The organism is Sodalis sp. dw_96 (assembly GCF_018449575.1).
Classification (GTDB): domain Bacteria; phylum Pseudomonadota; class Gammaproteobacteria; order Enterobacterales; family Enterobacteriaceae; genus Acerihabitans.
This window is the reverse complement of the sequence record NZ_JAAVUT010000040.1, coordinates 1-10393: the sequence shown is the minus strand read 5'-3', so window position 1 is coordinate 10393 and position 10393 is coordinate 1. Positions and strand designations below refer to the sequence as shown.

Below are 10393 nucleotides of genomic sequence, written 5' to 3'. Positions count from 1 at the left end.
CCGCCCGCCCGAGCGCCACATGGCACGCTAGGCCCGCGATCGTCGTTCGTGCAACGAGCCTGTTAAAGGGAGAGCGCCCACGGCAGGCTCGGCCCGCCGCACACCGGAATACCATCTATCAAGCAACCGCGGGCGCCGCCGCCAGCTCCTGCAATGCCTGGGGCAGTGTCGGGTAAAACGCCAGCCGGCCCTCAATTGGATGGATATGGGCACGGGCCAGGGTTTTTAACGGCTGGAAGGGAACATCCGTCACGATAAGCTGTTTACCCGCCGGCAGATGTTCGCTGAAACGCACAAATGCCTGTAGGCCGCCGGCATCCAATACCGGTACCGCATCCCACTGCAGGACAATAAGTCGATCTTCACTGGTCAACACCGTCAGTTCATCAAATATCCGCTCGGCGGCGGCAAAAAACAACGGCCCGTTAATCCGGAAAACCCGGCATTCTCCCACTGCGCTTTGCGGTAGCTCGTTGATGCGGGTCATACTGGCGATACGCCGCATAAACAGCAGCGAAGCCAGGACGATGCCCACCGTAATGGCGATGACCATATCGAACAGCACCGTCAGGGACATACATAGCAGCATGACCGCGATATCGTCCTTGGGCGCGCGGCGCAAGAGGTAGACCACCTTGCGCGCTTCGCTCATGTTCCAGGCCACCAGCAACAGCAACGCCGCCATGGCCGACATCGGCAGATAGGACAGGGCCGGGGCCAGTATCAACAGGGCCAGCAGCACCAAACCCGAATGCACCAGCGAGGAAACCGGCGAAGTGGCGCCGGCCCTGACGTTGGCGGCCGAACGCGCGATGGCGGCGGTGGCGGTAATGCCGCCGAAAAAAGGCGCGATGATATTGCCCAACCCCTGGCCGATCAGTTCGTTGTTGGATTGATGTTTGATGCCGGTCATTCCGTCGAGCACCACGGCGCATAATAACGATTCTATCGCCCCCAGCATCGCCATGGAAAATGCCGCCGGCAAGAGAGCCGAAATGGTGTGCCAATTAAACGCCATCGGCTGGCCGTGGGCATCCGGCAGATTCCAGGGCAATATCCACTGCGGCAAAATGGGCGGGATGCCCTGTCCGTGCGTCCCGTTGGCCAACACATAACCGAATCGGGTGCCGATGGTGGCCACCGGCAGATGAAACGCCCAGAGGACGACCATGACGCCGGAACCAATCAGCAATGCCGGCAAGTGGGCCGGCAGACGGATACCCAGGCGGGGCCAGTAAACCAGCACCGCCATGGTGGCGACGCCCACCAGGGTGTCGCCGATGTTAAAGGTGGGCAATGCCCCCACCAGCGCCACCAGCTTACCGATATACTGGGCCGGCATCGCCGTAAGCTGGAGACCGAAAAAGTCCTTTATCTGCATGGTGCCGATAGTGATGCCGATACCGGAGGTAAAACCCAGCGTCACCGGCAAGGGAATAAACTCGATGAGCTTACCCAGACGGGCGAATCCCATGAACATCAGAATCAGGCCGGAGAGCAGGGTGGCAATCAGCAGCCCCGCCAGGCCGAACTGCTGCGATACCGGATAGAGGATCACCACAAAGGCGGCGGTGGGGCCCGAGACGCTAAAACGCGATCCGCCGAACAAAGCGATAATGATACCGGCGACGGCGGAGGTATAAAGACCGTATTGCGGGGCAACGCCGCTGCCTATGGCCAGCGCCATCGAAAGGGGTATGGCGATAATGCCCACTGTCACCCCGGCGATAATATCTTTGATAAGGCGCTGTAAACTGTAAGGCTCTTTCCAGCAGGCTTCAATAAGGGCACTGAAGGGACGAATTCCGGTAAATAGTCGACTTTTCATTGAAACAACGAACCAAAAACGAAACTGAGGCGGGCCATGGGTCCGTCGTAAAGGAGTATTAAAATAACAGTTTTTACAGTGGTAAAACCAGTGAAAACTTTTTTGCGGATAAAAAGGAAGCCGTTCAGCGGCCCCGCGGCCGGGAATGATGATTTGGCGCGGAAGAGAAAACCCATTGCGGACTTCCCGGCCCGGCGGCCGGAGACGAGGCGGGCAAATCAATAAACGGGGCCTTGCAAGGCCCCGCGGAATGAAACGTTTTACAGCATCAGCGTCATCAGATAAGCGCCGAACAGTGCTAAATGAGCGGTCCCGTTCAGCACATTGGTGCGGCCGGTGGAAAAGGAAATTTGGCACAAAATCATGGCGGTGGCCAGTACCACGATTTGCGACAAGTCCAGACCAAATGCCAAGGGGTGATCGGTGAGAATGGCGATGACCGTCACCGTCGGCACGGTGAGGGAAATGGTGGCCAATACCGAACCGAAAAACAGATTCATTGCCCGCTGCACCTGGTTTTTCAGCACGGCCTTAATGGCCCCCAGCCCTTCCGGCGAGAGGATCAGCAACGCCACCAAAAAGCCGGTGAACTGCGGCGGGGCATTCAGATCCCCCAGCAGCTGTTCCAGGGGACCGGCGTTGAATTTGGTGACCGACACCACTGCCAGCAGATGAATGATTAGCCAGATGGCATGCCATTTGGAACTATGGGCGGAGGGCTTGCCGTGCGCATCATCGTCATCGCCGTCTTCGTGCTCATAAACAAAATATTTTTGGTGCGTTTTGGTTTGGATCAGTAAAAATACGCCGTACATGGCTGCGGAAATCACGCCGGCGAACAGTGCTTGAGCCGTGCTGAAATTCCCCTTCGGCAAGGCGGCGGGCAAGACCAGCACGATAATGGCCAGCGGCACGATGGCCATCAGGTATTGCTTAATCCCGGCCAGATTCACGAATTGGGTGGCGAATTTGCGGCCCCCCAGCAGCAGGGCAAAACCCACCAGACCGGTGGTGACAATCATGATGACGGAAAAAAGGGTATCGCGCATGATGGCCGGCGAAGCGTTGCCGGTTGCCATCAGGGCTGAAATCAGGCTGACCTCCAGAATCACCACCGACAGACTTAATATCAGTGAGCCGAAGGGCTCCCCCAGCCGGTGGGCCAGCACATCCGCATGGCGCACCACGTTAAATGCGCTGACTAAAATAGCGGCCAGCGCCAAGAGATTGATAACAAGCGTGGCGTAAAAAGACGAAGCGGTACCCCAAAATATTAATATTGCCAGCGCGGCAAGGGGAAATAACAGGGTATATTCTTTATGGCGTGTTTTAATACCGTGAATGGACGACTTCATAAAAGGTAATCTCCTCGCAGGTAAGGCTGGTTACCGGACGTTGTATTTATCGGATTTCAGCATTGAACGTCTTAGGAATAGTACCAGAAAACAACGCAAATTATGTCAAGATATGTATAAAACAGACGTTAAGTAATCATACCGTAAAAAACCGCTAAAAAATCTCTTCTAGCTCGCAATTTAATTGAATAGTCTCATCTATAAAATATCAAGAATATTTAATTATTCCCTAATAAACGGCGGGTTAAATTACAAACTGTATTAATCCCGGTCTTAACGCCAATTTTGTACCCATTGCGGCATAATAGCGCCTATCCGGATGAGTTTTTACCCACCGTTTGGCTTACATGGCGTTAGCCGCTACACTTTAGAGAGACCGATATAGGAGGATCCTATGCCATACAAATCTAATAATTCATTGCCTGACAGTGTCAGTCACGTTCTGCCTAAGCATGCCCAGGATATTTATCGCGAGGCGTTTAATCACGCCTGGGACCAATATGAGGAAAAAGCCGAACGCCGCGGCGACGAATCACGGGAAGAGACCGCGCACAAAGTGGCCTGGGCGGCGGTGAAACATAAATACAAAAAGGGTGACGACGATCGTTGGCATCCGAAATCATAACTCCTCCTGGCCCGTGAGATATTCAAACGGACTTTACCCCAAGACACTCTGTATTCGCCTTATGCTTTTCATGAACCCATTTTCTCCCCGATAGATACCCTTGGTGGTGATAGGAAGTGGCGATAGGGACTATCGTCACGCGTCAAAATGCACACCGCTCCCGTCTTAACCTCCCCTTAATTCAATTAAATGCTTATTAGAGCAACGCAAGCATAATGTGACACAGATCAAGCTTGATAATATGACGAGAAACTTATATGGTCATTTCAATAGCGTTTTATTAATGAGCTATTACATGATAAGGAATTCAAATATTCAACTGGCGGCTTTACCCTAACGGGCGGCGGATGTGGTTAGGAGAATATCATCAGTGTTAACACGCGATTTCTTGCAAAAAGCTGATTGTAAAACTGCCTTCGGCATCATTGAAGAGGCATTGTTGTTAACGCCCGAGCAACGTCGCGCCTCCTTGCAGCGCACGCTGGCGCGTCGACCGGATAATAGCCCGGTGTGGATTTTCGGTTACGGTTCCCTGATGTGGAATCCGATATTCGAGGCGGAAGAGGTTCGTCCGGCGACATTATCGGGTTGGCATCGCGCTTTTTGTCTGCGTTTGATCGCCGGACGAGGCACCGTTGCCCAGCCGGGGCGCATGCTGGCGCTCAAAGAGGGCGGCCAGACCACCGGGCTGGCTTTTCGGCTACCCGAAGATCGTTTGCATGAAGAGCTTGAACTGTTGTGGAAGCGGGAGATGCTTACCGGGTGTTACGTGCCGACCTGGAGCGAGCTGACGCTGGAAGACGATGAGAAGGTCACCGCGTTGGTATTTGTCATGGATTCCCAGCATCCTTTCTTCGAGGCGGATACCCGATCACAGGTTATCGCGCCGTTAATCGCCTGCGCCAGCGGTCCCCTGGGCACCAACGCCCAATATCTGTTTGCGCTGGAGCAGGAACTGAACAATTACGGCATGCATGACGAATGCATGGTTGAATTGGTGCATCAGGTACGTCAGCTGCTGCGGGCTAAATCCGCCATCAATCAGAACCTGTTCGACGGCCCGCCGTTTTAACCCGCGGCATGCTTGCCGCCACTTTCCGCCAACCCCTTGCATGCCCTGCCGCCTGGCAAAAGGGCATGTTTTGCTTTCCCTTAAGAGTTCGAGGATTCGGCCCGGCCCAGCCTGGCCATCGACGGGCGTTTTTCCAAAAAACGCGTTACCAGACTTTTACGCGCCCGCGTCACGAACTGCTCCTGGAATAACACGCAAATCAAGACCGTCAGCAGCACATAAAGGGCATAACCGCCCAGGGACAGCTGCACATTGCCCGCCGCCGCGATGCATTCCTCCCAATCGCTGAAGCAAGAAGTGGGATTGCCGCGGAAAAATTGTTCCAGGGTACGGAAAAGATTAAACAAAGGAACATGCAGGGCGAACATCGACAAGGATGCGGCGCCGAGCCGCGGCGACCAGTGCTGCAACCAGGCGCTTTGCGGCGTGGGGGCCAGGGCGCACAGATAAATCAGGGCTACCTGGGACGGCAGCAGCAGGCCGTTGTGCAGCAGGAAATACCAGAATTTGGCTCCGTGAGTGAACAAAACCGTCGCGGCCAGGAAACAGCAGACGATGGAAATCACCAGGGAGCGGCGCTGCCACACTGACATGACTTGCTGCCGGAGCCGGGCCCGGCGGAATAACGCATAACCCAGGATGCCGCCGAAGAACTCCGGCACACGGAGGATCGGCACCCGCTGCAGCATGCCGGTATAAGGTATGCCGTAAAGATGTTTCCAAATGACCCAGACCGGCGGCAGCAGGTAGAGAACCCAGATGATGGTCAGCCACATCCAGGTTCGCCGGGCGTTCATCAGCCGGGGAGCGAAATAAGGGAATAAAATATAAAAGAAAAACAGCGTTGAAAGGGACCACAGCGGCGCATTGAAGGTCAGGAAATAGGGATTCCAGGCCTGGAGCAGGAACAGCTGCAGAAAGCCGTTGAACGCCAGCTGCAGGTTATCCATGTAATGCTGAAATAGCTCCGGGTGGGTACGGCCCAGGATTTCATTGGTATCGTATACCACAAACCGTACGCTGCTGCCGGGGCCATCCGGCGGGATGGCAAGCCACTGCATCAGGGCAATCACCAAAATCGAAGACACCAGGGCCACGATATGAATGGGGTAGAGATTGAAAAAGCGCTTGGCCCAAAAGCGGGGGGCCGAGTCGCGCAAGGCATTGCCCCGGACATAGACATGGGCCAGCAGAAATCCGGACAACACGAAAAAGCTGCTGGTGGCGAAGAAACCCATACTGGCTAATTCACTCAGTCCGAAAATGCGTTGAAGTTGCGGATAGTTAGGGGAAGTATGGTACAGCATGACATAACAGCCGAGCAGGAAGCGCAGCCACTCTAGGCCGATAAATCGTTCTTTTTCTGTTGGTTTCATAAAATCTCTCCGGGCTGAGGCCTTCTGTGGCCAGTCAGTGGCGGGCAGGTGTCAATAACTACCTAGCAGAATAATAATTGTAGTTTCAAAACTTTTTCTAACTAACGGATTAACGGGTTAGCTCATGTTTAGCGCTTGTTATATCAAGGTGTTAAAGCCCGAATACCCTGTTGATACTATTAGATTGTACCCTTTGCGGCAACGGGAGAGGGCAGCGATTCCCGTCTCCTGCCTGTGGCCATAGGAAGCGGGCCATTAAGCACTATCCCATCATAAGATGACAGTTTGGCGACGATTTCCAGCTATGAACAGGCCGCGTTGTGACCAAGCCAAAAATTCACTGCCGGTGGACGCACTGCTTATGTCCGGGCTTATGCGCATTATTCACAGGCATGGGCCGCACTGCCATGGGACATTTCCGGATCCCGGCACATTATTTTCATGCCGGCTTGCGTCCAATCCAGGCGAATAAAGAATTGAGACCGTGCATAATTTCTCGGATTTAACCGCCGAAAGTGATGCCATATGCATGATATTCATTTTGTATTCATTTTTAATGCATAAAAAAGCGAAGTAAGCTATTGTTTTTAAAGTCCACTTTAATTTTTATTCATTTATTCTTCCATTGCTGGTGTGTTTTGTGCAGTTTATACTCAGCGGTATCGATGGGCATTTTCCGCGTCGCGAGGACTCTTATCATGATGACGATCCGTCCGGTTGAAACCGGCGATTTAATGGATATATTGAGTCTGGCGGACAAAACCGGCGCCGGGCTCACCTCTCTGCCCACGCATCGGGACGTGCTGGCCGCCCGTATCGATCGCTCCATCCGGACCTGGCAAGGGACGGCGGAGCGCGGTGAACAAGGTTACCTGTTTGTGCTGGAGGACAGCGAGCGCCACAAAGTGGTGGGGGTAAGCGCCATTGAAGCGGCGGTGGGCCTGAATGAGCCTTGGTATAATTTCCGTGTCGGCACTCTGGTCCATGCGTCCAAAAGCCTGAATGTCTACAAAGCGGTACCGACCCTGTATCTGAGCAACGATCATACTGGACAATCTGAGCTCTGCACGCTATTTCTCGATCCGGATTACCGTCACGGCAACAATGGTCACTTGCTGATGAAAGCGCGTCTGCTGTTCATGGCGGCGTTCCGTCAGCATTTTTCCCCGCGGGTGATTGCGGAATTGCGCGGCTATTGCGACGAGCAGGGGAATTCTCCTTTTTGGGCCAATCTCGGCCAGCATTTTTTCTCCATGGATTTTTCCCAGGCGGATTACCTGAGCGGTACCGGCAGCAAGGCTTTTATCGCCGAACTGATGCCAAAACACCCATTATATGTGGACTTCCTGGCGCCGGAGGCCCGCGCAGCAATCGCCAAGGTCCATCCGCACACCGAACCGGCGCGGGCGGTGCTGGAGTCGGAAGGACTGCGTTACCAAGGGTATATCGATATTTTTGACGGCGGTCCGATCCTTGAAGCTGAGATCGATACTGTCCGTACGGTGCGGGAATGCCGGTTATGGGTTCCCGGCGTATCGGACGGAAGCGGCCCGGAACGAGACGCGCCATGGTTTCTTCTGGCGAATGACGACTACCGCGATTATCGCGTCGTGTCGGCACAGCCCCGATTCGAGCAGGATCGGCTGATAATCGGCGCCGATGTCTATGCATCCTTGGGCCTTTCTCCCGGCCGGCAGGTCAGGGCGGTGCCCGTCAGGGCGTCGTCAGGAACATCCAAGGCCGCACTATGAGCACGATGAAACGAAGCATGGAAATCAATTTTGACGGGCTGGTGGGGCCGACCCATCATTATGCCGGGCTATCGTTCGGGAATGAGGCGTCCATCCGTCACCGCAACCAGGACGCCAATCCCCGCCTGGCGGCCAAACAAGGGTTGTTGAAAATGAAATCCTTGGCTGACGCCGGTTTCCCGCAAGCTGTGCTGCCGCCCCATGAGCGGCCGCATATGCCCGCTTTGCGGCAGTTGGGTTTCAGCGGCACCGATGGGCAGGTACTGGCCGCCGCGGCCCGGTATCCGCAGTTGCTGTCGGCGGTATGTTCGGCGTCCGCCATGTGGGTTGCCAACGCGGCCACCGTCAGTCCGTCGGCGGACAGCAGCGACGGGCTGGTGCATTTTACCGTCGCCAACCTGAACAATTATTTTCATCGGGCGCTGGAAGCCGAGACGACCGGCGCCATCCTGGCGGCGGTATTTGCCGACAACCGCTATTTCCGGCATCATCCCGCTTTACCGCCGGTGGCGCTGTTTGGCGACGAAGGCGCGGCCAACCACTGCCGTCTCGGGCGATATGATCAGCCGGGCATCCAGCTGTTTGTCTATGGTAAAGAAGGTCTGGGCGGCGGTGGTGAACCCGGCCGTTACCCCGCCAGGCAGACCCGCGAGGCCAGTGAAGCCGTTATACGCCTGCATCAGCTGGCGCCGGAGCGGACCTTGCTGGTCCAACAAAATCCGTCGGTCATCGACGCCGGGGTGTTTCACAACGACGTGATTGCGGTGAGCAACGAACAGGTCTTGTTTTACCATCAGTCGGCCTTCAGGGAAGGCGTTGGGGTGCGTGACCGGCTGCGGCGCCGTCTGGCGCTGCTCCAGCAGGATTTCATGCCTGTGGAGGTCCCCGCGGACCGGGTTTCCGTGGCCGATGCGGTGCGAACCTATCTGTTTAATAGTCAATTATTAAGCAGGCGGGACGGACACATGACCCTGGTGGTGCCGGAAGAGACCCGCCAAAACCAGGGTATGTGGAACTATCTGAGGGAGCTGGCGGCGGAACACCCGCTTATCGATGATATCCGCGTGTTCAATCTGCGCGAGAGCATGCGCAACGGCGGCGGACCGGCCTGCCTGCGATTAAGGGTCATTTTAACGCAGGAGGAATACCGTGCGGTGAATCCGCGGGTCATGATGACCGAACCGCTGTTTTTGCAATTAAACCAGTGGGTGGACCGTCATTACCGCGACCGTCTCGATCAGAGGGATCTGGCGGATCCGGCATTATTGAACGAGGTTCGTAACGCGCTGGATGACTTGACTCAATTGCTCGACCTGGGGAACATCTATCCCTTTCAACAATAAACAGGCGTATATTTGAGTCGGCGGGTTGACATGGCCGATAACAGGATACTGGCCCTCTCAGGGAGCGAGCCAATTGTAATAATGGATGTCGCAAAAATTCAAAGACCTTATTATTTTAGGTTAGGGGTTAAATATTCGTTATGTTTGAAATCAATGTAATAGATATTATTTTGATGAATTTCATTACGATTTTCCGACATAATCTTCATGATTTCTCCACTATCGGCCTAAAAATGAATTACAGGCTTTAAGTTATTTACGCTTAATGTCATTACTTTAAGTTATCTAGAGTAGACTTGTTTCTGTAACGCACACTGTCGCAGAGAAAAGTTCACGACAGAATATATAACCTAAATAATTCGAGTTGCAGGAAGGCGGCAACGCAGCGAATCCCCAGGAGCTTACTCAGGTAAGTGACTGGGGTGAGCGAGGAAAGCCAACGTACCTGCAACTCGAAGTATGACGGGTATAAGCAGACAATGAGGGAATTATGCGTAAATTAACCGCTTTATTCATGGCCACTACCCTGGTGTTAGGTTCAGTTCAATTGGCGTCGGCCGCCGATACTACTACTACTACGTCCTCTACCACTGCCGATGCGCCGGCGAAAGGCGACATGATGATGCACCATCACGGACACCAACATGGACCGATGATGGATATGATGTTCAAGGGCTTGAAACTGACCGAGGCGCAGCGTCAGCAGATGCGCGATATTTTCAAGGAGACCCGCAAGGAAGTGAATATGCCTTCTCCGGCGGAACGTCAGCAAATGCATGAAATTATCGCCGCGGATAGCTTCGACTCATCCAAAGCCCAGGCATTTGTCACTTCCATGTCGCAGGAACAAGATCAGCGCATGCTGGCACGGTTGGAAATGCAGAACAAAATGTATAACGTCCTGACCCCGGAACAGAAAAAGGAATTCAATGAAAAATACCAACAGCATGCCGAAAAAATGGCTCAAAAGGATGCTAAATAACAGCCGGATTTTTGGGTAAACCTTTTTAAAGAAATCGCGGCCATCCGGCCGCGATTTTTTA

General features: G+C 54.1%; 9 protein-coding genes. 5 read left to right on the top strand and 4 right to left on the bottom strand.

Annotated features, from left to right (window positions below; translation table 11 throughout):
- Positions 1-118 precede the first annotated feature (118 nt).
- From dauA to chaA, 3 genes are all read right to left on the bottom strand, one after another.
- Entirely contained in the window at positions 119-1828 is a 1710-nt protein-coding gene (gene dauA / locus HB631_RS26560) for a C4-dicarboxylic acid transporter DauA (protein WP_213994177.1), read from the bottom strand.
- A complete protein-coding gene (locus HB631_RS26555) occupies positions 1825-2004 on the bottom strand; it encodes a hypothetical protein (protein ID WP_213994176.1) in 180 nt (59 codons plus the stop codon). Before HB631_RS26555 ends, dauA begins: the two co-directional genes overlap by 4 nt.
- Positions 2005-2088: 84 nt before the next feature.
- Entirely contained in the window at positions 2089-3183 is a 1095-nt protein-coding gene (gene chaA, locus HB631_RS26550; RefSeq protein ID WP_213994175.1) for a sodium-potassium/proton antiporter ChaA, read from the bottom strand.
- A 394-nt stretch (positions 3184-3577) separates the two neighbouring features.
- Between chaA and chaB the strand changes: the two genes are divergently transcribed.
- Together chaB and HB631_RS26540 are read left to right on the top strand one after the other, a co-directional pair.
- A complete protein-coding gene (gene chaB / locus HB631_RS26545) occupies positions 3578-3808 on the top strand; it encodes a putative cation transport regulator ChaB (protein ID WP_213994174.1) in 231 nt (76 codons plus the stop codon).
- Between the two features lie 370 nt (positions 3809-4178).
- Positions 4179-4880, top strand: coding sequence for a gamma-glutamylcyclotransferase (locus tag HB631_RS26540; protein WP_213994173.1), 702 nt, complete (start codon positions 4179-4181; stop codon positions 4878-4880).
- Between the two features lie 80 nt (positions 4881-4960).
- Here HB631_RS26540 and HB631_RS26535 read toward each other — a convergent pair whose 3' ends face one another.
- The gene (locus HB631_RS26535) at positions 4961-6256 is read right to left on the bottom strand and encodes an acyltransferase (RefSeq protein ID WP_213994172.1); all 1296 of its coding nucleotides are present in this window, start codon (positions 6254-6256) and stop codon (positions 4961-4963) included.
- A 698-nt stretch (positions 6257-6954) separates the two neighbouring features.
- On the opposite strand from HB631_RS26535, the gene astA reads away from it, so the two are divergent.
- From astA to spy, 3 genes are all read left to right on the top strand, one after another.
- Positions 6955-8007, top strand: a complete 1053-nt coding sequence (gene astA / locus HB631_RS26530) for an arginine N-succinyltransferase (protein ID WP_213994171.1) — start codon at positions 6955-6957, stop codon at positions 8005-8007.
- Positions 8004-9350, top strand: a complete 1347-nt coding sequence (gene astB, locus HB631_RS26525) for an N-succinylarginine dihydrolase (RefSeq protein WP_255557334.1) — start codon at positions 8004-8006, stop codon at positions 9348-9350. The genes astA and astB overlap by 4 nt, the downstream gene beginning before the upstream one ends.
- Before the next feature lie 490 nt (positions 9351-9840).
- Complete coding sequence (spy, locus tag HB631_RS26520) at positions 9841-10332, top strand: ATP-independent periplasmic protein-refolding chaperone Spy (protein ID WP_213994170.1); 492 nt, start codon at positions 9841-9843, stop codon at positions 10330-10332.
- Positions 10333-10393 lie beyond the last annotated feature (61 nt).